Below are 23,197 nucleotides of genomic sequence, written 5' to 3' on the forward strand. Positions count from 1 at the left end.
TCAGCGGGGGGTTTTCCAGGGGGCGGGTGCGATGGAGGTCGTGAAGGAGCTGTAGGAGAGGACGTGGCCTCGGTTGCGGCCGGAGGTGGCGACCTCGCGGGAGCCGATGTAGGCGCCGGTTTTGGGGTCGATGACGATTTCCTCGCGAGAGGAGCCGTCGTCGCTGCTGTAGGCGATGCCGATCTGGCCGTCGAGGTTGGCTGCCTTGTCGGAGATCTTCAGGTTCTCCAGGTTGCCGAGGGCGCGGTACAGGGTGGCCCGGACGTCGGCGGGGAGCATGCCGGTCCGGAGGGCGTCCTGGGCCTTGACGAGCAGCTCGGTTTCTCCGCGGTCGTTGCCCTGGATCGTGCCGTCCTTCTTCAGCTGCTCGAACAGCGCCTTCGGGTCCTTGGGCAGTCCTGCGATCCAGTCGAGCGACGGGTCCTGCCAGCTGCCGTTCTTGGCGCACGGCCCGCCCCCGTCGAAGGCGCCGCACCGGGCCGATGACGTCGTGGTCGACCGGCCGAAGCTGATGCCGGCCTTGCGGGCTTCCTCGTTGGAACCCTTGATCCACTGGTGGCGCCCGGTGTCGGTGTCGCGCCGGTACCACGTACCGCGGATGTTCGCCGGCACCCAGACCTCGATCACCGTCTCTTCCAGGACCCTCAGACCTCCGCCGGGAGTCTCCGTGTAGTTCGTGTTCCAGACGTGCCAGACCAGGTAGCGGTACTTGCCCGGCGCCACGACCGGATCTGGGGTCGCTGCGATCCGCTGCGCGGCATCGTCCAGCTCGACCTTGGCCTCCGCCGAGCCGCCGGCCAGCGTCGTCGTGTAGAGCGATCCGCCGGCCACGAGTGCCAACGCTGCCGCGGCCGCGATCACCCACCGGCGCCGCGAGCCGCGCTTCTTGACGGGCGTCTGCCCCACGGCGTCGAGGAATGCGGCCCTGGTCTGCTGGATGCGCGCCGAATCGGTCTCGGCGTCGGCGTGGAGTGCGGAGAGTGCGCGGTCCAGGTCATCGCTGGATCGAAGATCAGTCATGGTCGTACCCCTCCTCGGGCGTGGTCAGGATGCGGAGCTGGCGGCGGACGCGGTGCAGGCGGGAGCGCACGGTCCCGACCGGGATCCCGAGTGCGTCAGCCACCTCGACGGTGGACAGACCCGCCCACGACGTCAGCAGCAGTACGTCGCGATCGCCCTCGGACAGGTCCGCGATCGCAGGGGCGATCCGGCGGGCGAGCGTCTGGGCATCCACCCGCTCGGCGACGCGGCCGTCGTGCGCGGCCAGGTCGTCGGGTTCGCGGCGGCCGGCCCGGACGGTGGCCCGCAGCCCGCGAACCTCCTGACGGACGTATCGCCGGGCGAGGTTGGTCGCGATCCCGTAGAGCCAGGCCTTCGCGGCGGCCGTCGCCGGGTCGTAGGTGTCACGCTGCCGGAACGCGGTCAGGAACGTCTCGCTGACCAGGTCGTGGGCCTGCTCGGCACCGACCCTGCGGGCCAGGTAACGGTGCATCGGCGCGGCGTGCTGGTCGAACAGCCGCGCGAACTCGTCGGCCACCGCTGGTCCGGTCAGCTGGGGCCGGTCCCCCATCGGTTCGGGCGGTGGCCGGTCGCCGGCCACGGACTCGGTCGTATCGGTCACGGTCATACCCCTGATTGCCCGAACGCTCCCCAGACGTTCACGCCGACTCCAGACCGGCGCACCCGAGACCGCAGACTAGACGGTACGACGTGACGCAGGAGGCGCGTGGGGCGGAGTACCAGGTGTTAGCGGGTGCGGGCGGCGTGGGCTCGGACTTTGGAGCGGTTGCCGCAGGTGGACATGGAGCACCAGCGGCGGCGGCCTCGGGGGTCCAGGAAGAGCCAGCCGCAGGCGTCGCCCGGGCAGAGGTGGACGTGGTCGCGGGAGGCGCCGGTGAGCAGGTCCGCGGCGAGGAGAGCCAGTTGGTCCAAAGGCAACCCCAGGTCCTCTGGCAGATCCCAACCAGCCCCAAAACCTAGGCCGACAGCCGGTACTGCGGTGAGGCGGCGGCGCGCGGTGGCTCGTTCCACCGCGCGCGCTACTGCGTCGAACGAACCACCCGCGCCGGCGTCCGTCAGTACGTCGTACAGGTCGGCGCGGAATTCCAGGGTCGCGTCGAAACGATGTGCCGCGTCCTTCGGCTTGACCGCGGCCTGCTCGATCAGCCGGAAGACGCTGGCGTCGGAGAGCAGACCGACGTACCCGTTCCAGATCACGAACGCCTCGTACGACGTGAGCCACTCGCTCCGTGCGGGTCCTCGTCCGGCGAAGTCGGAGCGGGTGTTCAGGAAGTCCAGCGCCGGGTCCGCGCCGACCGGTTTGGGCAGCACGACGCCCTGCACCAACTCGAGGTGTGACGGCAGCGCGGACACGGGATCAGCGGGGCGTCTGGGTCGGGGTGCTCACGTTCCCATTCTGCGGGATCCCCAGCCTTGCCATCAGCGGTCGAGCTCCTTGCCTTCGGTGAGTCGCCGGATGTCGGCGAGAGTCAGGTCGGCGGTGACCGCGACGTCACGCGGTACCGACGGATGCGAGCTGAGCGTACGGAGCCCCTGCTCGGCAGCCGCGACCGCCTTCTCGAGCGACCGGACCTCCCGCAGCAGCGCCTTCGTCTCGCTGTTCAGGTCGGCCACGGCCTGCTCCGCGACGACCGCCCGGCGGTACCACGACCACGCGAACCAGGCGGTTCCTACCAGCAGCACGATGACGGGAAGTCCGAGCCTGAGCACCATGCCTCCATGGGATCACGGGCGGCGTTCATCTGTCGGCGAAAACCGGTTGAACGTGGCCCGGCCCCGACGTAAGTTTTGAGTACACGTGAAGGGAGGTGGTCCAAAGCATGATGTGCTATCGGACTCGTGAGGTGGCGGCGGGCTAACCGCCAACCACTTATTCAGTGGGCAAGTGGCTAGTCATTCCGACGCCAGCCACCGGGCCCGCGGGTAGTCAGGAAAGTCCGCCTGACCCAGAGTTCGGCCACCCGGCCGTGTCTCCGGAAGCGCCCGCGGGTCTCTTTTTTTTGCCCGCTCTCCTGAGCGACCGGCTCACTCCGGCAGCGGGCAGTCCAGGCCCAGCGCCTCGCCGATCTCGTAGAGCTGCGCCTGGAAGTAGGCGCCGGCGTCCTCGAGCGCCCAATGCAGCTGGCCGAAGACCTCCATGCAGATCAGGCCGTAGAGCCGGGTCCAGTAGTTCAGCGCCAGGTAGACCGCGCCGGCCGGCATCCCGTCGAAGTACTCCGACTTCTGCTGCAACTGCGCGACCAGTTCCGGCCCGAGCGACTCGTCGGACGGGCTCGGGAACGGCTGCTGGTGCCACACCTGCGCGACCAGGTCCTTGAAGACGGCGCCGAATCGCATCGCCGCCTGGTGGTTCGGGGTCAGCTCGTGCCCGTCGGCCAGCGGATTCGGCACCGGAGCGCCGAAGAGCAGCCCGAACTCGGCCGGATGCGCCAGCGCCCAGTCCCGCAGTCCCCCGGCGACCAGGAACAGCCGAGTACCCAGATCGGCCTCCGCGTCCTCGTCCCGCAGAGCCACCAGTACCGCGGTGAGCTCGTCGTACAGGTCGGCGATGACGGCGGAGATCAGGTCCTCGTGGCTGGCGAAGTACCGGTACAGCGCGGGGGCGCTGAGGCCGAGCTCGCGGGCGACCGCGCGCAGGCCGACCGCGGACGCGCCGCCCTCGACCAGGAGCTTGCGCGCCGCCGCCTTGATCTCGGCGACCGTCGCGGCCCGCTGCCGGTCCCGCCGGGTCCCCGTCGTACTGAGGTCCACTCGCACCTTCCCTCGGACCGGTCGTCCGTGATCCGCACCAAAGCCACTTGACAGGCAGAGCCTAGGGCCGTTTAGAGTTTACACCGTTAACTGTTAACGGTGTTCACCAAAGCGACCACTGTTCAATGTACGCCCTTGGGGAGACTACGTGTTCGAGACACTCGGCCGGTTCAACTACCGGCGCCGCCACCTGGTTCTCGCTCTGACGGGCGTTTTCGTGGTCGCCGCGATCGCCTGGGGCACCGGCGTCTTCGGCTCGCTGGCGAACGGCGGCTTCGAGGCGCCCGACACCGAGGCGTACCGCGCCGTCCGCACGATCGAGCAGACCGTCGGGCGGACCGGCACCGACGTGATCGTGCTCTACCGCAGCGACTCGCGGACCTTGGCCGACCCCGCCTTCCGGCAGACCGTCGAGAGCCACCTGTCCGGCCTGCCGACCGACGAGGTACTGCGCACCACGACCTTCTGGAGCACCCGCTCCCCCGCTTTCGTGTCGAAGGACCAGCACTCGACGTACGCCGTACTGACGCTGGCCGGGGCTGATCCCGAGGAGCGGCTGGCCACCTTCCACAAGATCGCCGACCAGGTCCGCCAGGCGCCGGCCGGGCTCGACGTCAAGGTGGGCGGCGAGGTGGCGGTGTTCGACGAGGTGAACACGCAGACCGAGCACGACATCGTGCAGGCGGAGACCATCTCGCTGCCGATCGTGCTGGTGCTGCTCGTGGTGGTCTTCGGTGGTCTGGTCGCGGCGAGTCTGCCCCTGTTCGTCGGCGGTCTGGCGATCCTCGGCGCTTTCGTCGTACTGCGGGCGCTGACCACGTTCACCGACGTGTCGGTGTTCTCGATCAACATCGTGACGATGATCGGGCTCGGCCTGGCGATCGACTACGCGTTGTTCATCGTCACCCGGTTCCGCGAACAACTTGCCCTCGGCAATGATGTCGAGACGGCCCTGACGGTGACGATGAGCACGGCCGGCCGTACGGTCGCCTTCTCCGGCGTCACCGTGGGCGTCGCGATCGCCAGCCTGGTGCTGTTCCCGGTGATGTTCCTGCGCTCGATGGCGTACGGCGGGGCCGCGGCGGTGCTGGTCGCCATGATCGCGGCGCTGACGGCGTTGCCCGCACTGCTCGCGGTACTGGGGCATCGGGTGAACAACCTCAGGCTGCCCTTCCTCAAGCGTGGCGGCGGCCTCGGTTCGACCGAACACGGGGCTTGGTACAAGCTCGCGCACAGCGTGATGAAGCGTCCGATCCGGTACGTCGTGGTGCTGGTCCCGCTGCTGCTCGTGCTCGGAATTCCCTTCCTGCAGGCGCAACTGGGCGGAGTGGACCACCGGGCGCTACCAGCCGGCGCCGACAGCCGTACGGTCACCGAGACCTTGCAGAGCGACTTCGCCGGCGCGGGCGGTTCCGACGTACTGGTGGCTGCTCGGTTGTCCGCGGCGGATCCCGCGGCCGCGCTCGCGCCCTACATCGCTGAGCTGGAGCGGGTGCCCGGCGTCGAAAGTGTGTGGCTGGGCGGTTACGAAGACGGCGTGGCCTCGGTGGTCGTGCACACGCACTACACCTCGCAGGAGTTGCCGGCTCGCGAGGTAGTCAATGGCGTTCGGGCTGTGACTCCTCCGGCCGGTACGTCGGTCGAGGCGGGTGGCGACACGGCGGCGTTGGTGGATCTGCTGCATGTGCTCGGTCAGCGAGTGCCGTGGATGGCCGGGTTCATCGTGCTGGTGACGTTCGCCCTGCTGTTCGTTGCCTTCGGCTCCATCGTGCTGCCGGCCAAGGCGCTGCTGATGAACGTGCTGTCGCTGTCGGCGTCGTTCGGCGCGATGGTGTGGATCTTCCAGGACGGCAACCTGTCCGGCCTGCTCGACTTCACTCCGGCCGGCTTCCTCGACGCGACCAACCCGGTGCTGCTGTTCGCCGTCCTGTTCGGGTTGTCGATGGACTACGAGGTCTTCCTGCTCAGCCGGATCCGCGAGGAGTACGACCGGACCGGCGACAACACCCGGGCCGTCGCGCTCGGCCTGCAACGCACCGGCGGCATCATCACCAGCGCGGCGCTACTGCTGATCATCGTGGTGGGCGCGTTCGCCACCTCGGGCATCGTGTTCGTGAAGATGATCGGCATCGGCCTGGTGATCGCGATCACCATCGACGCCACCGTCGTCCGGGCGCTGTTGGTCCCGGCGACGATGCGGTTGCTCGGTCGCGCCAACTGGTGGGCGCCCGCGCCGCTCGCGCGGTGGTGGCAGCGCCACGGCTTCCGGGAGACCGGGCCGGTCCAGGAGCAGCAGCCGGAGCCCGAGCTCACGCGGGTCTAGGGCTGGAGTCGCACCAGCCGCCACCCGTCGTCCGCGCGGTAGTAGGCGAGGCGGTCGTGGAGGCGGCCGGTGCGGCCCTGCCAGAACTCGAACACCTCGGGCCGGACCCGGTACCCACCCCAGAAGTACGGCGCCGAGATCTCGGTACCCTCCGGCCACTGCCGCTCGTACGACGCGTACTGCAGGTCGAGCTCCTCCCGGGACTCCACCGGCTGGCTCTGCTGGGACGCCCAGGCGCCGAGCTGCGAACCCCGCGGACGGGATGCGAAGTACGCGTCGACCTCGTCGGCAGGGACCTTGCTCACGCTGCCCTCGACGCGGACCTGACGCTCCATCGCGTGCCAGGGGAAGACGAGTGCGCAGTACGGGTTCGCGGCGAGGTCGTCGGCCTTGCGGGACTGCTGGTTGGTGAAGAAGACGAAGCCGCGCTCGTCGAGTCCCTTCAGCAGGACGGTCCGGGCCGAGGGCTTCCCGTCCGGGTCCGCAGTGGCAAGCACCAGCGCGTTCGGCTCGGGCAGCCCGGCCTCGGTGGCCTGCGCCAGCCACAGGCCGAACTGCGCGATCGGGTCGGCGTCCACCTGGCTCTCGAGCAGTTCACCGAGGCCGTAGGTCTGCCGCATCTCTCCTAGATCCACGACAGCGAGCCTACGAGGTCCGTCCGCTTTCAGCGGCGCCTACCACCCCAGGAGCGACCGAATCGACTGCCCCGGAAGAGGCGCCAGACCTGTCCCCGCGCCAGCTTCCGTACCACGGCCTGCCGCCGCAGGCGTTGCCTGAACGGGTTCACGCGGGCTGGCGGCACGGTCATGGTCTGGGTGGTGGGTGCAGGGGCGGGTGCCGTGATGTGCTGGTTGACCTCGGTGAGGTGCTCCTCGAAGACCGCTCGCCAGAGGAACTGCCGGAGCGCCACTTCCTCCGCCGCCGTACTGCTGCCCTGGACCGACGCGGCCCACAAGGTGCCCATCGTCTCGGCGTCGAAGTCGTCGGCCAACGGGTGGGACTGAGTGAGCAGCGCCCCGATCGCGTCGCGATCCGCGGCGTCGGCAACCCGCTTCACTCGTGCGGGTGCCCGCTTCGGAGTCGTCGGCGCAGCAGCCGGAACCGGTTTGAAGAAAGGGATGTCGGCCCATTGCGGTACCAGTTCGCGAACCAGCGCGCAGTGCAGCGCGTTCTCCATCCGCTGCGGCGGAGTCAGCGCGAACGCACCGCGGACGAAGGCAGGAACCAGCAGTGGCGAGACCACCCCAGTGCGTTCACCGACTGTGCCCCAGCGACGCAACCGCTCCACCACGTAGAAGTAGTCGAGCATCTTCGCGTCCTCGAAGCCGCCCTGGATGGCCTCGCGGAACACCTGCTCGATCTGTCCGCTGACCGCCTCACGGACCTGGTCAGCGGGACCTGCCGCCGGGACGAGCCGGGCCTGCAGCTTGTCGGCGAACCCGCGCACCTTGCTCTCGAGCGGCCGCGCGTCGAGCGTGAGCACGTCACCCGGATAGAAGTGCCCGTGCGCGATCTCGCCGCCCGCACCGCCGATCGCCAGATGACTGACCCCGGCAAGATCACGCGGCGGCGCGTGGAACAAGTAGCTGGCCGAACGCAGCCCTTCGCCGTACCGGTGCCAGCGCTTGATCCGCTCCACCAACTCCGGCGCAGGAGCGGCCGGCTTCGCAGGAGCAGCCGGTACTGCGGGCTGCCGCGTCCCGCCGCTGACGACATGTTCCACCTCGTAGGGCAGAGCAGCCACCAGTTGCTCCGCCACCTGTACTTCACCAGGTACTGCGTCATAGCTGTTGAGGCGCAGGTCGACACCCGCGGACAGGAAGGCCGCTGCGACCACACGTGAGTCCCGGCCGCCGCTGAGGTCCACCGTCGGAGTACCGGGCCACAGTCGTGCGACCGAGCGCGCCACTCCCCGCAAGGCATCCGCGGTCTCCTCGACCACCCGGGGCGACAGTTCGTCGCCGGTAGGGCCGGACCAGATGCTGGTGGCATCAGTGCGAGTGACAGTCCGCCGAGCCCGGCGTCCCTCCATCACGATGTGGGTGGCTCCCGGAACTGCGAGAACCCTGTTGTAGGGCGTGGTGTCGTCCATGAACCAGCCACAGCCCGCTGCGAACCGCCACCCCCTGGCGGCGGCCTCCGCCGGTACATCGGCGAACAGGCAGGCCGCGGCCGGCCGGTTGCTCCACACCCAGCCGTCGGCCACCCGGAGTTGGAAGAGCCGGCCCACGCCGATCGAGTCGGTGAACAGCTCCAGCCGCTCTTCCGCGGGATCCAGCGCTGTCAGGACGAACGGTGGCGCAAGGTCGAGCATGCGAGCGGGGGCAGCGATCACTGCTCGCGCAAGCGCAGTAGGTGCACGCTGCGGCGCCAGCTCTCCGATGATGCTCTCGTAGCCGAGGGGTGCGTGCAGGCTGGCTACGCAGAGGTTGTCGTCGTCGCGCCAGGCAGGCCAGAAGCAATCGGGGTCACGCCGGCTCCAGGTGTGCACGCCCACCGTGGCCGCGTCGCAGCCGTCGCGTCGTGCTGACTCTCCCCAGAGCTGCCCGTAGTGCGCTTCCACGCGTCTGACGCCAGCGGCTGCCCGCTCGGCGCCTACGAAACCGTCGAAGGCATAGGCAACAAGTGTCTCCATGCCCACCCAGATGCGGCGGGACGAAGGAAAGTTGCGATGAACTACCGCCCGGGGAAGGTCTGCCCTGGATATTGCTGTCCCGGCTACTGCTGTCCCGGGTATTTCGGCTTGGCGGGCATGGGATCGAGCGTAAACGCCGAACCGGTCACAGATCTGTCCGCGCGGCAAGGCGGAGAACTATGCTGCCTGAGCGCCTAAGGTCCGGACAAGGGAGTCGCAGACGTATGTCAGATCCGAAAACCGAGGTTCAGCACGGTCTCGAGGGTGTGGTCGCGTTCGACACCCAGATCGCTGAGCCGGACAAGGAAGGTTCGGCGCTGCGCTACCGCGGCGTCGACATCGAGGATCTGGTCGGCCGGGTGCCGTTCGAGAACGTCTGGGGTCTGCTCGTCGACGGAGCCTTCACGCCCGGCCTGCCGCCGGCCGAGCCGTTCCCGCTGCCCGTACACACTGGTGATGTCCGGGTCGACGTGCAGTCCGCGCTGGCGATGCTCGCCCCGGCCTGGGGGTTGCGGCCGCTCTACGACATCGACGACGTCCAGGCCCGTGACGACCTGTCCCGCGCCGCGGTGATGGCGCTGTCGTACGTCGCCCAGGCGGCTCGTGGCATCGGGCAACCAATGGTGCCGCAGCGCGAGGTGGACAAGGCGACCACGATCACCGAGCGGTTCATGATCCGCTGGCGCGGCGAGCCCGACCCCAAGCACGTCAAGGCGGTCGACGCGTACTGGACGTCCGCGGCCGAGCACGGCATGAACGCCTCCACCTTCACCGCCCGGGTGATCGCCTCCACCGGCGCCGACGTGGCCGCCGCGCTGTCCGGTGCGGTCGGCGCGATGTCCGGGCCGCTGCACGGTGGTGCGCCGGCCCGCGTGCTGACGATGATCGAGGGCGTCGAGAAGAGCGGTGACGCCCGGGCCTTCGTTAAGGGACTGCTGGACGGTGGCGAGCGCCTGATGGGATTCGGGCACCGCGTGTACCGCGCGGAGGACCCGCGCGCCCGCGTCCTTCGCCGTACGGCCCGCGAGCTGGACGCCCCGCGGTACGAGGTTGCCGAGGCGCTGGAGAAGGCCGCGCTGGCCGAGCTGCGCGAGCGCCGGCCGGACCGGGTGCTGGAGACGAACGTCGAGTTCTGGGCCGCGATCGTGCTCGACTTCGCCGAGGTCCCGCCGCCGATGTTCACCTCGATGTTCACCTGCGCCCGTACTGCGGGCTGGAGCGCCCACGTGCTCGAGCAGAAGCGCACCGGCCGCCTGATCCGCCCGTCCGCCATCTACTCCGGCCCGACCACCCGCCCCGCCGACTCCATCGAAGGCTGGAACCCCTCGTGGGCCTGACGTCTCCCCCCTACGTCCGAGGAAGTGAGGGTCCTGACCCAGGGTCATTCGGACGTAAGGTTTCTGGGTGAGTCCTGACGCGAAGCAGAAATCCGAGGACCTGCTGGTGATCTCGCCGGTGAAGGCGTTCACCTGTGCGGACTGCGGCACTACCGAGGCCGACTTCATGCGGCTCGAGGATGATGCTCCGCACTGCCTCGAGTGCGTTGACCTGGACCACCTGGTCTTCCTGCCATCGGGCAACACCGCCCTGACTCGGCGGGCGCGTAAGGCGAGCACGTTGTCGGCTGTCGTGATCCGCTGGAGCCGGGCTCGCAAACGGTACGAGCGCCAAGGCGTGCTGGTTGAGCAGCCCGCGCTCGAGCTCGCCGAATTGCAGTGTCTGGCCGACGAGGACGTCCGCGCGCGGCAGCGGGAACGGGCGCGCGAGAAGCGAGAGGTCGAGGATGTCGACTTCCAGCAGCGAATGGCTGAGGAGATCACTCGGCTGTTCCCCCACTGCCCTGCCGACCGCGCCGAGGCGATCGCCCAGCATGCCGGGACGCGCAGCAGTGGGCGCGTCGGCCGGTCAGCTGCCGGCCGGGCGCTGGAGGAGAACGCAGTCACGCTCGCTGTCGTCGCCTCCGTCCGGCATCAGGACACGCGGTACGACGACCTGCTGATGGCGGGCGTCCCGCGACCCGAAGCACGCGACCAGATCCGCGCCAAGGTGGACGAAGTACTCGACCTTTGGCGTGGGTAGAGGGCGTCAGCGGCGGCTCTCGCTGGGTGGGCGGCCGGTGCGTTGTTTGTACTGGCGGCTGAAGTACGGGACGTCGGTGTAGCCGAGGGCGGCGGCGACCTGGGTGACGGTCATGCCGGTCTCGGTCAGGAGCTGGTGAGCTCTGTCGATCCTGGCCTGGATCAGGTACTGCGCGGGCGCCATGCCGTTCCGGGCGACGAACCGGCGGGTGAACTGGGCTCTGGACAGTGCGGCCCGCGCAGCCATCTCCGCGACACTCCAGTCGCGGCCGGGGTCCTGCCGGATCACCTGTGCGACCTCCAGCACGGCCGTGTCCGTCGCACTCTGCGGTGAGCTGTGCGCCGCCTCCCAGATCAAGCAGAGCAGCTGTTCGAGGCAGAGCGCGGCCTGCCGCATCCCGAGCGGGTCGCCCCGCCTGTACGCCGTATCGGAGCGCTGGGCGAGTGCGCCGAGCAGTACTCGGTCCGCCAGCTCAGCCCACCGCTGCTCCGGTACTACGTCCGCCGGGGTGACGTTGAAGTGCATGCCGAAGACCAGCAGGCGGCGACGTGGATCGTGGCGGGCGGTGGGGCTGTCACCGGGAGCGAAGACGGCGCAGGTGCCCGGGCCCAGCTCCCGGGTGTTGCCGTTGAGCTCCAGGCGGCCAATGCCGTCGAGGACGCACCACAGCAGGTGATCCGGGAGCGGCCGCGACACCCAGGACCAGCTCGGCTCGCACCGCCAGAAGGTGGGCGGCGAGAGCAGGTGCAGGTCCAGCGGATCAGCCAGCACCGGTCGATGCGTCAAAAGCTCAAGTCCTTGCGTCGATCATCAGTGGCTCTACGAGGGCCCGGATCGGAGAATTTCCTTGTCAGGGTTCTGAGTATGCATTGTCGCCGGATCATGCCGGGCCGACCAGGGAGACATCGGTGAGCGTTTCGTTCAAGCAGGAGTTCGACACCTCGGGGTACACGCTGGTCCGTGGCCTGTTCGCGGCGGGAGAGGTCGAGCGGCTCCGGGAGCACTACATGGTCCTCCGTCGGCGGAGTTCCTACCCGGGCGACGTGGTCGGCGTACAGGCCGACAGCCGGGATCCGCTGCGCCGGTACCCGCGAATGGCGCAGATGCACCGGTGGGACGAGCTGTCCCTGCAGTGGATGATCGACGACCGCCTGGACGAGGTGATGACCACCTTGCTCGGCAGGTCGCCGTACGCGGTCCAGACGATGATCTACTTCAAGCCGCCGGGCTCGCGGGGCCAAGCGCTGCACCAGGACAACTTCTACCTGAAGGCCGAGCCGGGGACCTGCGTGGCGGCCTGGATGGCGCTCGACAAGGTGGACCGGGAGAACGGCTGCCTCGAGGTCGTGCCCGGCAGCCACCGCTGGCCGATCCTGTGCACGGAGAAGGCCGACACCAAGGTCAGCTTCACCGACGTGACGGTGCCGCTGCCGGAGCCCGACGCCGCAGTACCGGTGGAGATGGAGCCGGGAGACGTCCTGTTCTTCCACGGAGCGCTCGTGCACGGCAGTGCGCCGAACGTGACGTCCGACCGGTTCCGGCGAGCGCTGATCGGCCACTACATCGAGGGCGAGGCCGAGCAGGTCGCGGAGTACTACCACCCGGTGATCCGGATGGACGGCAGCGTGCTGGAACTCGGTGTGGCCGAGGGCGGCGGCGCGTGCGGCGAGTGGGTGACCACCGAGAATGGTCCGGTCGCAGTGATGACCGGCCAGGAGACGATCACCCGCAAGCACGAGTAGCCCAGCTGAGACCCGTCGGCGGGGGCCTGAGGGGATATGGAACACTGGATGGTGCTGACAGCGTCGTCGGCAAGGATTTCAGCCAGACGACGAAGGGAACCGCTGGTGACCAGCGACATCATCATCCCCGCAGAGTTCAAGCCCGCCGACGGCCGTTTCGGCGCCGGTCCCTCCAAGGTGCGCCCCGAGGCCGTGGCGGCCCTGGCGACCGAGGGCGCGAAGCTGCTCGGCACCTCGCACCGCCAGGCCCCGGTGAAGAACCTGGTGGCCCGGGTCCAGCAGGGTGTCTCCGACCTGTTCCAGCTGCCCGACGGCTACCAGGTCGTGCTCGGCAACGGCGGCTCGACCGCGTTCTGGGACATCGCGACCTTCGGGCTGATCCGGGAGAAGAGCCAGCACCTGAGCTTCGGCGAGTTCTCCTCGAAGTTCGCCAAGGCCTCCCAGCTCGCCCCGCACCTCGGTGAGCCGAGCGTGATCAAGTCCGACCCGGGTACTCGCCCGGTCGCGGTCGCCGAGGCGGGTGTGGACCTGTACGCCTGGCCGCACAACGAGACCTCCACCGGTGTGATGGCGCCGGTCAAGCGGGTCGAGGGTGCCGACGAGGGCGCGCTGGTCGCGATCGACGCCACCTCGGGTGCCGGCGGTCTGCCGGTCGACCTCAACGAGGTCGACGTCTACTACTTCGCGCCGCAGAAGTGCTTCGCCTCCGACGGCGGGCTGTGGATCGCCCTGATGTCGCCGGCCGCACTGGCCCGGGTCGAGGAGATCACCGCCTCCGGCCGCTGGATCCCGGCGTTCCTGGATCTGGCCACCGCGATCGACAACTCCAGCAAGCACCAGACATACAACACGCCGTCGCTGGCCACGCTGTTCCTGATGGCGGAGCAGACCGACTGGATCAACAGCCAGGGCGGCCTGGACTGGAGCGTCGCGCGCACCACCGACTCCAGCAGCCGGCTCTACAACTGGGCCGAGAAGTCCGACTACGCGACCCCGTACGTCGAAGACGCCGACGCCCGGTCACTCGTCATCGGCACCATCGACCTGGACGACTCCATCGACGCGGCCGCGGTCGCCAAGGAGCTCCGCGCCAACGGCATCGTCGACACCGAGCCCTACCGCAAACTCGGCCGCAACCAACTCCGCGTCGCCATGTTCCCCGCGGTCGACCCCGACGACGTCGACAAGCTCACCCAAGCGATCGACTTCACCGTCGACGCCCTCCGCTAACCACCCCCCAACCCAACAGCCGCCGCCCCGGAAGGCCGGCGGCTGTTGCCGCTGCCCTGGCGGTGGGGCGGGGTTAGGCGTTGGAGCGGCGGCGGCCGTGGGGGTTGGGTGGGGTTTGGCCGGTCAGGCGGGCGTTTTCGGCCATTCGGTCGAGGCGTTCGCGGCGGCCTGCGGGGAACGTGACGAAGGTGATGATGATCGCGAGGAGGGCGGCGCCGATGACTATCCAGCGGAGGTTGTGGTTCTTTTTCGGCTCGGCGCTGTTGCCGGCGGCGTTTGCTTTGGGGGTTGGGGTGGTGGCCGGGGACGATGCACCGGCCTTCTTTACCGGGACCTGGACCTGGTAAACGGCTGAGTTCGGGCCCTCGCTGCCGACGATGATGTCCGTGCCGGCTGGGCCTACTGCGATCGACTCGCTCTGTTTGGCGAGCACCGTGGCCTTGGCCACGACGGTCGGGGTCTTGGCCCACGCCACGTTCAGGACTTCCAGGTAGGTCCGTAGGACGACGCTCTTGCCGTCCGGCATGAACGTTCCGTCGGTGACTCCGGGCGGTGCGGCTGCCACCTTGGTCAGCTCGTTCGTTCCCTCGCGTGACGCACTCTCCGGCGCCGCATAGAAGGCAGCCTTGCTCGAGGACTTCGTGACGAAGTACAGCCGCTTCGTGGAGGGTTCGATCAGCAGTGTCTCGGCGTCGTGCGCGCCGTCGGGGTACTCGAAGTCGTACCGGTGGAACTTGACGCTGGCCTGGTCCTCCAAGGACGCCGGCTCCGGGATCGTGTAGACCTCGATCATGTCGCGGGTGGCCTTGTTGTCGCCGATGTCCGCGATGTAGATCGTGCCGTCGGTGTCGACCGCGATCGCCTCGACGTCCTTGACGTCCGCGTTCAACCGCAACTCCGCCTTGACCTCGCCGGTCCGGTCGATGCCGAACACCCGGGCGCTGTCACCGGAGTCGTTCACCGTCCACCAGATGCCGTCGTACTTCGCGCTCTTCGCCAGCCCCGACGACTCGTCCACCCGCTCGTCATCGATCGTGAACAGCTTCTTCGGCGCCGGCGTCGGGTCCGCCTGCGGCCGCGTCTGGGTCACTGCGGAGTCGGCGGAAGCCGAGGCGACGGGGAGGGTGGCGCCGGCCAGGCTGAGGAGGGTGACCGCGGTCACGGCCAGGGCTTTGCGGAGCAAGGTCAGAACACCGCCTCGCGGTCGGGGTCGAGGACCAGCGCCGCCAGCCGTGGCTTGACCTGCCACTCGCCGACGAGCGCCTCGTACTCCGCGCGCACCTCGGGTCCGGCCTTCGCGCCGGTCCGGGCGGCTCGGAGCAGGAGGTTGCGCGGCGTGTGCTCACTGTCCACGAACTGCACCACCTCTACCCGGTAACCGACTTGACGGAGCACCGCTGCCCTCAACGAATCCGTGAGCACGTCGGCGAATCGCTCCCGAACGATGCCATACCTGGTGAGAAGCGCGTAAGGCGGCGGTGGTTCGACGCTCTTGAGCTGTTTCTGGATGTCATGGTGGCAGCAAGGTGCCGCGAGGATCAGCGGCGCCTCCCAGCCGACCGCCCGGGCCAGTGCGTCGTCGGTCGCCGTGTCGCACGCGTGCAGCGCCAGAACCACGTCCGGCGGGGTGTCGAGCTGGGCGTCCTCGATGGTCGCGTCGACGAACCGCAGGTGGTCCTGCCAACCGAGCGCCGCCACCCGCTTGCTGTTCCGCTCGCGCGCTGCCGGGGTGCGATCGATTCCCGTCATCCGGATGTCGTGCCCCAACGCCGTCAGCAGGTGGTACGCCGCCAGCGTCAGGTAGGCGTTCCCGCAGCCGAGATCGACCACCTGCAACGGCCGTCCGGACGGAATCCGGCCAGCCGCCAGTGCCTCCTCCAACGCCGGCGCCAGCAACTTGCAGAACTCGTCGATCTGCTTGTACTTCGACTGTCGGGACGGCTTCACCCGCCCGTTGTGGTCACTGATCCCCAACTCGATCAGGAACGGAGCCGCCGGATCCAGCGCGCGCTGCTTGACCCTGTCATGCCCGGTCCGCTGCTCCCGCTGAGCCGCCTCCCGGCTCAGCAGCACCTTCCCCTTCTTCGTGAACCGCAGCCGCAGAGTCTCCTGAGTCGTCTCCACATGCCAGTTCCCGTACGGCACCCGCAGCAACTCGTCCACCACCTGCTCGGCCGCGTCCCCGACAGCGACGTTGCGGATGTGGGCCTGGCGGTCGTCGTACTCGGTCAGTTGGAGGTGGCGGGTGCCCTTGAGGTCGACGTAGCGGAGCTCGACTCGCTGGTACTGCGGGGCTTCCGCGCCTCGGCGGCGCCCTGAACCGATCGCCCGGACCAGTGAGCCCGGCTCGAGCAGAGCGGCGCGAATCGCAGACCACGCCCCGGACTCGTCGTCCACTGGGGTTGTCTGCTCCTCAAGGTCCTGCTCTGCCTGCATCGCGCCATTGTCGCCGACCGCGACACCGCATCACAAAACGGTCTCGCTCTCCCACTCACAGTCACCACCCTCCACCGCCAACGACGGAGGATCTGGTCGGCGCCGGCTCACTGGAGTTTCTCGTCGTCGGCCAGGAGGTTGAGGGCCCTGAGGCGCGTCTCGATGCCACCTGGCTGGCGTCCCAGGGCGGCTACCAGTTCGTCCTTTGTGGCGCTCTCGTTGAACATGCGGGTGAGGAGCTCCTCCTGGTCGGCGGTCCAGGCGCGGTAGGCGTTGGGGTGGGTCTTGCGAGCTTCCTCGATGCGACGGCCGAAGGAGCGGTTGGACAGCAGTTCCAGGGAGCGGATGCGGGTCTGGCGGTGGCGACCCACCTCCTCGCCCTCGCGCCAGAAGACGACGACGCCTTCGTCGAACGTCATCAGATCGGCCGGGACGTCGCAGTAGTCGGCGTCCTCGAGCATCACCCGGACCATGTGTCTGTCTCCTCTTCGTTGACGGGCCGCCACGGCCACTGCGACCGCGTCCTGATCCCTTCTCAACACACAAGATGCCGAGTTCGCCGCCGGTTCCCGGGCTGAGTTCGGGCGCTGTGGATAACCCCGCGACTCTCCCATGGATTGCAAAATCCGTTTGCAAAGAGTCTTTGCAAACGGATTTTGCAGTTGTAGTCTCGCTTTCATGAGCGATGAGGAGCAGCCGAAGCCGGCAGACCCGAGCCCGGCGCCGAGCACGTCGGAAGGTCCGAACAAGTCGGTGCGCCTGGACGCACAGTTGTTGCGCGCGTTGGCTCATCCGATGCGGAACCGGATCCTCGGCCTGCTCCGGCTCTACGGCCCCGCGACAGCCACCACCTTGGCCGACCGGTTGGCAGTGAACACGGGCGCGACCAGCTACCACCTACGGCAGCTCGCCGAGGCCGGGCTGGTCGTCGAGGACGACAGTCGCGGCAACGCTCGTGACCGCTGGTGGAAGTCGGCCCACCAGGGCACGGACTTCGACAAGAGCGAGTTGCTGGCGGAGGAGCCGGAGCTCGCGCTCGGGTTCCTGCACGGGATCGGACAGATGTACGCGGAGAACATGTTCCGCGCCATCGACAACCTGCAGACCATGACGCCGGAATGGCGCGACGCGAGCCTGATCTCGGACTACCTGTTCCAGCTGAGGCCCGACGAGATGACGGCGATGATGACCGAGATCAAGGCGGTGCTGGAGAAGTACAGCACCGACCTGACCCAGCCGTTGCCCGATGGCGCCGAGCAGGTCTCCGTCCAGATCCAGGCCTACCCCCGGGAGACCCGATGAGCCTGAACAGCTCAGCGGCACAGACCACAGCGACCACCGGTACGCCGTACCGGGTGCCGCTGGTCGCGTTCCTGGTGGCGAACGTGGTGTCGATCTGCGGCACCCGGGTGAGCGCGATCGCGATCCCCTGGTTCGTGCTCGTCTCCACCGGATCCCCGGTGAAGATGGGCCTGGTCGCGGCGGCCGAGACGTTGCCGCTGGTGATCTCCAAGGCATTCGGCGGCCCGTTGATCGATCGCCTCGGCGGACGGCTTGTCAGCGTAGGGGCCGACATCTGCAGTGCAGTCGTCGTCGGATTGATCCCCCTGCTGCACCTGCTCGGCGCGTTACCCTTCAGCACGCTGCTCGTCCTGGTGGCCATCGCCGGCGCTCTGCGCGGACCGGGCGACGCCGCCAAGGGCACGCTGATCCCGGACATCGCCGACGCCGCCAATGCGCCACTGGAACGTGTGACCGGCCTGGAGAGCACCACGGAACGCTTTGCCGGCTTCATCGCCTTCCTGCTGGCCGGAGGGCTGATCTCGCTGGTCGGCGCGGCGAACGCGCTCTGGATCGATGCCGCCTCGTTCGCCATCTGCGCCGTGCTGATCGCCTGGTGGGTACCGCGTCGCAGTACTGCGGTCGCCGCGGCGCAGGCCGACCAAGAGGATCAGGGCACCTACCTGCAGCAGTTGCGGACGGGCTGGCGCTTCCTGTCCCGGGACAAGCTGCTCCGACCGCTGGTGCTGATGATCTCGGTGACGAACCTGCTCGATGCGGCCAGCTTCGCCGTACTACTGCCGCTCTGGGTGCACGAGCACGGCCACGGGCCGGCGCAGACCACGTTGGTGCTCACGGTGTTCTCGGTCACGGCGACCTTGTTCGCCCTGCTGGCGGCCTCGATCGGTGAGCGGATCCCGCGGCGGCTCGCGTTCACGCTCAGCTTCCTGGTCTGCGGCGCGCCCCGGTTCATCGTGCTCGCCCTGGACCTGCCGCTGTGGGTGATCCTGCTGGCCTTCGCGACCAGCGGTGTCGGCGCCGGCTTCATCAACCCGATCCTCGGCGCGCTCTTCATCGAGCGGATCCCCCGGCACATGCTCGGCCGGGTCGACTCGCTCGCCGGCGCACTCGGCTGGGCCGGTATCCCGCTGGGCGGCGTGCTGGCGGGCGCGACTGTCGCAGGCATCGGACTCGCCCCTGCCCTGGTGATCGCGGGCATTCTGTACTTCGTCGCCACCCTCTCCCCCATCCTGATGGGCCGGTCCGAGAACTGGGGTGGCCGCGGGAGCACAGCCCCTAAGCAGGAGCTCCCGGGTCCTCAGGAAAAGGCGGACCGTCAGGATCTGGTGGCAGTCCCCACATCTTCGGCTTCGTAGTCACCGGAATCGCCTCGCGACGCAGGCGCTCGCGCTCGGCCCCCAGCAACCCGAGCAACACCAGGTCCAGCGTCATCCCGCCGACGGCCGCGAACTGCGTCCCCGCGAACTGGAAGACCTGCGTGACCAGCAGCGACACCAGTACGGCCAACTCGAACAGCCGCACAGCCCGAGGACGGTCGCCGCGTCGCAGTCGCAGCCAACCCCGCAAGGTAAAGGTGGCCGACAACAAGCTCCCCGCGGCCACTCCGAGCACAGGGATGTCGTTCAGCAGGGGCCCCTCGTCCAGCCGGATACCGGCCGCGATCAAGGGAGCCCCGATCGCCTGCACCACCAGTACTCCGACGGCGATGCGCGGCGCCAGCGGATGGGTGGCGAGCCGGTCGAACCCACGCTCCACGGCACGCCAGGCGGAATCGACCGGAGCGGCCAGTTCCACCTCGTCCGCAGGACAGGCAGCCAGCAGGCCCCGGGTCTCCATCCGCGCCAGCACGTCCGGCCCGACCAGCCGGAGTTGCTCCGAGGCTGCCGCCAGGCGACGCCGGGACAACCCGCCGGCGACACCCTCGACCGCGATGTCGACCACGTTCGAGAGAATCTCCCGCTGGTCGATCGGCCGCCGGTTGGTGACGTACCGGGAGCCGAGCACGATCAGCACGAACACGACGTACACGATCGCCGCGGTGGGTTGATAGAAGTAGTTGTTGTCCGAGGTGACGAACTTGCCGACCTCGTCGATGAACAACCCGAACCCGACACCACCCACCAGTGCCGCGGCCGGCCGCACCACGGGCCCGACGTACGCGAGCAGCAGGTAGATCGACAGCAGCATCAGCAGGCCGCCGGGCAGCACGTGCGCGATGTGCAGACCCTTGCCGCCGATCTGCGGGTAGCCGCTCAACCCGAGGATCAGCCGGGTGATCAGGACCGTCGAGACGCCCGACACCACGAACGTGGTCAGGTGCTCGCCGACGCGCACGTTGCGCACCAGGCCGGCCCGCAGCAGGTACGGCGACCGCGTGCCCGAGGTGTCCATGACGCGCAACGTTAGCGCTCGATGCGGTCGACCGGGAGCTGATCAGCGCACGATGGCGGCGATCACGACGATGGCGACGAGAGCCGCTAGTACGAGCGAGGTGACGAGCCGTCGGGTCCGGGGGTCCACTGGCCCAGGCTAGTGGACCCCCTTCCGCCCGGGGCGGCTAGACCCCGGCACCCGGACGGTTCAGCTGAGGCCGGGGAGGGCGACCAGGGGCTCGGGGCGGTGGACTCCGCGGGGGCGGTAGGCGAGAACGTCGGAGAAGCCGAGGTAGTCGGTCAGCAGCCAGATGATCGCCAGCCACATCTCCGTCCCCTGCAGCCCGGGGATCGCCCGGTCGTCACCGTCGGGGGCGAACGCGAAGCCGGCGCCGTCCACCCAACGGCCGAGGATCTCCGCGAGCCGCGCCTCGGCCCAGCGACGGCCCTCGGCCCGGCCGAAGTCCGTCTGCTTCCCCGCGAGCCAGAGAGGGTGAATCACATCGAGCACGTTGCAGGCGTTGAACCCGTTACCGCTGAACACCCGGCGGTCCTCCGCATGGGCCAGCAGCGTCCGCACAGCTGCCTCCGGGTAGGGCAGCGGGAGGCCGAACTGCGCGTAGGTTCCACGGGTCAGCCGGTAGAACCCGTTGACCACCTGGAGCCAGCCTTGGTCAGGATCCGGCTGACCCCACATGCCGCTCGCCGGATCGACCCTGGCCGTCAGCCAGCCCATCAGGGTGAAGAGCGGGCCGGAGCCGGTATCCCTGTGATCGTTGAGGTTTCGCGCCACTGCGGTGCCGAGGGCATCTATTCCGGAACCGGCGCCCCAGGCGTTGCTTGCCCACGGCAATCCGTCCAGCCGGCGCTCGAGCTCGGCCGGCGGCAGGTCGAGGAGAATCGGATGCTCGAAGCAACTACCGAGCACCTGCAGGGCGTAGCCGGCACAGAGGACGTGGTAGCTGGCCGGACCTTCCAGGACCGACAGGCCGGTCGCGTCGAACGGTTGCTCCAGGCCCCGGTCGGACAGGTCGCCAGGGGCCACCAACCCGGTCCGCGGATACTGGCGCGCGCGGAGACGGCGTACCAGGTCATCGCGGGTCTGGCCCTCTGGGGCGCGGCGGAGCAGCAGGTCGGCGATCTCGATCGCGTCGCACCACGGGCGGATCGCGGGCTCCTGCTCGAGCCCCGGCCGGTCGACGAACCGCTCCCCGTCCCAGCACCGCCGCAGCAGCTCATCGACCTGCTCACGAGCCCTGGAGGCAAACGCGGCTGCCCGCTCCTGCAGATCGCGGCCTTGGACGGCCGCGCCGGCGGCGCGGTCCTCGACCGGGACGGCTTCGCTGGCGGCGCTCTCCGGCGGGTCGGCGACCGTAACGGCCACCTGGGCGGCATCCGGCAAGGGGGTCGCGGCGGAGTCGGCGGTCGGGCGGGGGCCGCGGCGGTCGCGAAGCTTGCGGGCCGGGTTGCCGGCCACGACGGACCACTCGGCGACGTCCTTGGTGACCACCGCGCCCGCGCCGACGATGCTGTGGGCCCCGATCGTGACGCCGTCCAGCACCAGCACGTTCGAGCCGATCCAGACGTCGTCGCCGACGGTGATCCCGCGCGAGGTGTGCGGCTGGCGGAACATCGGCTCCTCGGTCACCTCCGTGCCGTGGTTGAACGCCAGCATCGAGGTGTGCGCGCCGATCCGGACCCCGTCGCCGATGGCGATCCGGCCACGCACCACCGAGAACGGGTTGATCGTCGAGTCGGACCCCAGGCTGATCTCGCCGGTGACGTAGGCGTGGGCGGCGATGTACGACCGCTCCCCCATCCGGAGCTCGTCGCAGAACACCGCCGCCGTCTCCGCGACGTACACGTCCGCGGCGAGGTCGACCTTGCCGCTCGCCGCCAGTTGCCGGTGCCGCTCGGCCTGCCGCTCGCGGTCGGCGGCGGTGCCGCGCCGGTTGTACTCCCACGGCAGGAAATCGAGTCGGCGTACGGCGTCGTCCGGGTCTGGTGAGCTCATTGGATAACGCTATCCAAGACTCGGGGCCGGGCGCACGTGGCGGCCTGTCGCGGAATCGCGCTGCTAACGTTCGGCCCATGCGGGGTGGGAGCGACAGATGACGACACCCGGATCCTTGGACGGCGGCGAGACCGTGTCCGACGTTCCGGCGAGCACTGGTGCGCGCCGGACGCAGCGAGTCACGATCAGCGATCTCGCGCGCCGTCTCGACATCTCGAAGGCCTCCGTCTCGTACGCACTGAACGGCCGGTCCGGGGTCAGCGAGGAGACCCGGCAACGCGTCCTCCAGCTGGCCGAGGAGCTCGGCTTCCACCCGAACTCGGCGGCCGTCGCGCTGTCCGCGAGCCGGACCCGGACGATCGGCATCGTGATCGCCCGCGACCCCGCGCTGATCTCCACCGAGGCGTTCTACATGCGCACCCTGGTGGGCATCGAGCAGTACCTGAACGAGGTCGACTCGTCGCTGCTGCTCCGGCTGACCGGCGAGCACGGCGAGGACCTGGACGTACTGCGGCGGTGGAGCCGGCAGGGCCGGGTGGACGGGTTCATCCTGTTCGACGAGCACAACGACGACCCCCGCATCCCGGCCCTCAAGGAGCTGGGCGTCCCGTGCGTCGTAGTGAGCTCGAATGCGCCGGACGACGGCGTCGGCCGGCTGATCAGTTCGCCCGAGCAGACCGTGACCCTGCTGCTGGACCACTTGGCCGAGCTCGGCCACCAGGAGGTCGCGCACGTCAGCGGGCCGTTCACCTTCGTGCACGAGCAACTCCGGGTCCAGCTGTTCGCCGAACGCGGCCGGCAGCGCGGGATCAGGGTGACGCACTACGAGGGCAGCTACCGGTACGAGGACGGCGCGGAGATGACCCGCCGGGTGCTCAGCGGGAAGAACCGGCCGACGGCGCTCGTCCTCGGCAACGACCTGATGGCGGTCGCCGCGGTGCGGGTGGCGATGGAGCTGGGCACGGCGGTGCCGGGTGAGCTGACCATCGTGGCCTGGGACGACTCACCCCTGTGCGAGCTGGCCAACCCGGGCATCACGGCGGTCGACCAGCAGACGATGGAGCGCGGCCGGATGGCGGCGGACCTGCTGTTCCGGATCGCCGCGGGCGAGGCCGGGCTGCACTGGGAGACACCCCCCGGCGTACTGCGGGTCCGGGACTCCTCGGCCGCCGCGCACCGCAGTACGGGCTGACCCTGCGTCAGCACGTCCTGACATGGAGTCGCAAAACAACCGTGCGCGAACGTGCGCGGGCCAGTCCGCAATGCGCGGATAACCTGCATTCGGTGGCGTAC

At 69.1% G+C, this 23,197-nt stretch carries 21 protein-coding genes; 8 read left to right on the forward strand and 13 right to left on the reverse strand.

All coding sequences use genetic code 11. The features are described 5' to 3' along the window. The 5 genes from EV648_RS29515 to EV648_RS29535 form a co-directional block, all read right to left on the reverse strand. The gene (locus EV648_RS29515; RefSeq protein ID WP_132298396.1) at nt 1-1,020 is read right to left on the reverse strand and encodes a CU044_5270 family protein; all 1,020 of its coding nucleotides are present in this window, start codon (nt 1,018-1,020) and stop codon (nt 1-3) included. Then, nucleotides 1,013-1,627, reverse strand: coding sequence for an RNA polymerase sigma factor (locus tag EV648_RS29520; RefSeq protein WP_199234891.1), 615 nt, complete (start codon nt 1,625-1,627; stop codon nt 1,013-1,015). The genes EV648_RS29515 and EV648_RS29520 overlap by 8 nt, the downstream gene beginning before the upstream one ends. 119 nt (nt 1,628-1,746) lie before the next feature. Further along, nucleotides 1,747-2,373 (reverse strand): CGNR zinc finger domain-containing protein, encoded by a 627-nt coding sequence (locus EV648_RS29525; protein ID WP_132298397.1) that lies wholly within the window; start codon nt 2,371-2,373, stop codon nt 1,747-1,749. A gap of 66 nt (nt 2,374-2,439) precedes the next feature. Beyond that, entirely contained in the window at nt 2,440-2,733 is a 294-nt protein-coding gene (locus EV648_RS29530; protein ID WP_132298398.1) for a hypothetical protein, read from the reverse strand. A gap of 312 nt (nt 2,734-3,045) precedes the next feature. Continuing rightward, nucleotides 3,046-3,771, reverse strand: a complete 726-nt coding sequence (locus EV648_RS29535) for a TetR/AcrR family transcriptional regulator (protein WP_241995701.1) — start codon at nt 3,769-3,771, stop codon at nt 3,046-3,048. Nucleotides 3,772-3,919: 148 nt separating this feature from the next. Between EV648_RS29535 and EV648_RS29540 the strand changes: the two genes are divergently transcribed. Continuing rightward, complete coding sequence (locus tag EV648_RS29540; RefSeq protein ID WP_132298400.1) at nt 3,920-6,094, forward strand: MMPL family transporter; 2,175 nt, start codon at nt 3,920-3,922, stop codon at nt 6,092-6,094. Here EV648_RS29540 and pdxH read toward each other — a convergent pair. Together pdxH and EV648_RS29550 are read right to left on the reverse strand one after the other, a co-directional pair. Continuing rightward, nucleotides 6,091-6,714 carry a pyridoxamine 5'-phosphate oxidase gene (gene pdxH, locus EV648_RS29545; protein WP_132298600.1) on the reverse strand — a complete coding sequence of 208 codons (624 nt, stop codon included), beginning with the start codon at nt 6,712-6,714 and terminating at the stop codon, nt 6,091-6,093. The two genes, EV648_RS29540 and pdxH, sit on opposite strands and share 4 nt — an antisense overlap. A gap of 44 nt (nt 6,715-6,758) precedes the next feature. Continuing rightward, on the reverse strand, nt 6,759-8,729 hold the full coding sequence (locus EV648_RS29550; protein ID WP_132298401.1) for a hypothetical protein: 1,971 nt from the start codon (nt 8,727-8,729) through the stop codon (nt 6,759-6,761). A gap of 224 nt (nt 8,730-8,953) precedes the next feature. Between EV648_RS29550 and EV648_RS29555 the strand changes: the two genes are divergently transcribed. Beyond that, nucleotides 8,954-10,066: a citrate synthase 2 gene (locus EV648_RS29555; protein ID WP_132298402.1), complete on the forward strand. Its 1,113-nt coding sequence runs from the start codon at nt 8,954-8,956 to the stop codon at nt 10,064-10,066. A gap of 67 nt (nt 10,067-10,133) precedes the next feature. After that, complete coding sequence (locus EV648_RS29560; RefSeq protein WP_132298403.1) at nt 10,134-10,808, forward strand: DUF2293 domain-containing protein; 675 nt, start codon at nt 10,134-10,136, stop codon at nt 10,806-10,808. A 6-nt stretch (nt 10,809-10,814) separates the two neighbouring features. On the opposite strand, the gene EV648_RS29565 is transcribed toward EV648_RS29560, so the two are convergent. Further along, nucleotides 10,815-11,594: an AraC family transcriptional regulator gene (locus EV648_RS29565; RefSeq protein WP_132298404.1), complete on the reverse strand. Its 780-nt coding sequence runs from the start codon at nt 11,592-11,594 to the stop codon at nt 10,815-10,817. A 122-nt stretch (nt 11,595-11,716) separates the two neighbouring features. On the opposite strand from EV648_RS29565, the gene EV648_RS29570 reads away from it, so the two are divergent. Both EV648_RS29570 and serC read left to right on the forward strand, forming a co-directional pair. After that, on the forward strand, nt 11,717-12,550 hold the full coding sequence (locus tag EV648_RS29570; protein ID WP_132298405.1) for a phytanoyl-CoA dioxygenase family protein: 834 nt from the start codon (nt 11,717-11,719) through the stop codon (nt 12,548-12,550). A 102-nt stretch (nt 12,551-12,652) separates the two neighbouring features. Next, nucleotides 12,653-13,780, forward strand: coding sequence for a phosphoserine transaminase (serC, locus tag EV648_RS29575; RefSeq protein ID WP_370452754.1), 1,128 nt, complete (start codon nt 12,653-12,655; stop codon nt 13,778-13,780). Between the two features lie 73 nt (nt 13,781-13,853). Here the strand turns inward: serC and EV648_RS29580 are convergent, their stop codons facing one another. The 3 genes from EV648_RS29580 to EV648_RS29590 all read right to left on the reverse strand — a co-directional run bounded on the left by EV648_RS29580 (nt 13,854) and on the right by EV648_RS29590 (nt 16,689). Continuing rightward, nucleotides 13,854-14,963, reverse strand: a complete 1,110-nt coding sequence (locus tag EV648_RS29580; RefSeq protein ID WP_241995702.1) for an esterase-like activity of phytase family protein — start codon at nt 14,961-14,963, stop codon at nt 13,854-13,856. A gap of 2 nt (nt 14,964-14,965) precedes the next feature. Beyond that, nucleotides 14,966-16,216, reverse strand: coding sequence for an SAM-dependent methyltransferase (locus EV648_RS29585; RefSeq protein ID WP_132298407.1), 1,251 nt, complete (start codon nt 16,214-16,216; stop codon nt 14,966-14,968). Between the two features lie 107 nt (nt 16,217-16,323). After that, nucleotides 16,324-16,689 carry a hypothetical protein gene (locus tag EV648_RS29590; protein WP_132298408.1) on the reverse strand — a complete coding sequence of 122 codons (366 nt, stop codon included), beginning with the start codon at nt 16,687-16,689 and terminating at the stop codon, nt 16,324-16,326. A 205-nt stretch (nt 16,690-16,894) separates the two neighbouring features. Between EV648_RS29590 and EV648_RS29595 the strand changes: the two genes are divergently transcribed. After that, nucleotides 16,895-17,518, forward strand: a complete 624-nt coding sequence (locus tag EV648_RS29595; protein ID WP_158294102.1) for a helix-turn-helix transcriptional regulator — start codon at nt 16,895-16,897, stop codon at nt 17,516-17,518. Continuing rightward, nucleotides 17,515-18,873, forward strand: a complete 1,359-nt coding sequence (locus tag EV648_RS29600; protein WP_132298410.1) for an MFS transporter — start codon at nt 17,515-17,517, stop codon at nt 18,871-18,873. Before EV648_RS29595 ends, EV648_RS29600 begins: the two co-directional genes overlap by 4 nt. On the opposite strand, the gene EV648_RS29605 is transcribed toward EV648_RS29600, so the two are convergent. Further along, a complete protein-coding gene (locus EV648_RS29605) occupies nt 18,794-19,909 on the reverse strand; it encodes a hypothetical protein (RefSeq protein ID WP_241995703.1) in 1,116 nt (371 codons plus the stop codon). The two genes, EV648_RS29600 and EV648_RS29605, sit on opposite strands and share 80 nt — an antisense overlap. Nucleotides 19,910-20,098: 189 nt before the next feature. Further along, on the reverse strand, nt 20,099-21,904 hold the full coding sequence (locus tag EV648_RS29610) for an acyltransferase (RefSeq protein WP_132298411.1): 1,806 nt from the start codon (nt 21,902-21,904) through the stop codon (nt 20,099-20,101). A 97-nt stretch (nt 21,905-22,001) separates the two neighbouring features. Between EV648_RS29610 and EV648_RS29615 the strand changes: the two genes are divergently transcribed. After that, nucleotides 22,002-23,096, forward strand: coding sequence for a LacI family DNA-binding transcriptional regulator (locus tag EV648_RS29615; RefSeq protein WP_132298412.1), 1,095 nt, complete (start codon nt 22,002-22,004; stop codon nt 23,094-23,096). Nucleotides 23,097-23,197 lie beyond the last annotated feature (101 nt).

This window comes from Kribbella sp. VKM Ac-2568 (assembly GCF_004345365.1).
Lineage (GTDB): Bacteria > Actinomycetota > Actinomycetes > Propionibacteriales > Kribbellaceae > Kribbella > Kribbella orskensis.